At 52.5% G+C, this 1324-nt stretch carries 1 protein-coding gene; it reads left to right on the top strand.

The window, feature by feature from the left end:
- Positions 1 to 1116, top strand: a 1116-nt coding sequence (locus tag O2S87_RS18560) for a hypothetical protein (RefSeq protein WP_475410203.1), incomplete at its 5' end; no start/stop codon positions are given.
- Between the last annotated feature and the right edge of the window lie 208 nt (positions 1117 to 1324).

Below are 1324 nucleotides of genomic sequence, written 5' to 3'. Positions count from 1 at the left end.
TGTCCTGAGTGTGGCACAGCCGCCGTTGGGAAAAACGGCACCTACGAGCGGCACCCGCACGGCTGTCAGTCCGTGCGGGTGCAGCGGTACTGCTGTGGTCTCTGTGGCTCGTTCTCACCAAGTCACCCGTCGGTAGAAGACGATCACCGCTATCCACGAGCGGTGACACAACTCGCTGACGCAGTTGATGCGTTCGCTGATTCCTCGTTGGAATCTATCCAAGATATCCTTACTGTTCACTACAGTGTTCGTCCTGCTGACCAGCAAATCCACAACTGGCAGACCGAACCGACCGGGGAGATCGTCGAAAACGATCTCCCCGTCTATTCTGGCGTCTACTCCTACGACGAGCAGTATCTCACGATCAACGGTAACCGTGCATATCGACTCACCGTCTACGATGAGTTGATGCGTGCACCGGTTGCCGAAACTATCGTCGGCAAGTGCACCAAAGAGACTGTTCGTACGTTTCTCACAACCGTACTCGCGGAGAAACCGACCGCCGTCATCACCACTGACGGCCGCTCAGATTACCCAGAGATCGTCGAAGACGATCTCGATGCGTTCCACCATCGTTGTCGCTTTCACTTCATAAAAAACGGTGAGAAGAAGCTCCGGAAAACCGTTTTCCAGGGTGTTCGATACTCAAATACAGAGAAGCTACGCGGTGCAATTGTCTGGAGTGAGTTCAAGAGCGTCTTCGCTGCACCGTCTTACGAGGCAGGTCTCCGTCGGTTTGAGGCGGTGCTCGACAAGATCGAGCACCTGCCGAGTGAACTCCGGACCTACGTCAAGCAGGTTATGGAGAACTTCGACCGGTTTGCCGTGCACCTTCGTAATGAGGCAGTCCCGAGTACGACAAACAATCTCGAACGCTACTACGGACACACGAAACCGACGCGAATCAAGCGTCGGTTTCGGTCAGTTCAGCACGCACGGGCGTTCCTGAAACGGCAAATGTGCCTGCGCACGGTCAAGCAGGGACTCATTTCTTGTGAGTGGTCACTCTCGCTGGCCCAAGAGTTGTTCCCGTCGTTATCACAGAAACAGCTCAAACCGCTCTTTACTGACGCCAAACAGCGATATCTCTTCTGGCGTGATCACGATGTAGGCTAACGACCTATCAGACAGCGCTGGCCGCTCTGCCGGAGCGGCAGCGCTATCGTTTCAGATATATTTCGATATGAGAATATTAGAATAAATTAGAGTCTTTTACAGTCTCAAATTTATTCTGTTATTTCTTCGGTAGTGACTCTGTTTTGTGATCGAATATTGAGAAAAACGACGACGAGCTATGTGAAATCACACTTCACTTGGATGGTGC

The organism is Halohasta sp. A2 (genome assembly GCF_056175805.1).
The sequence above is the reverse complement of the archived record's forward strand: the minus strand, read 5'-3'. Positions and strand labels throughout refer to the sequence as shown.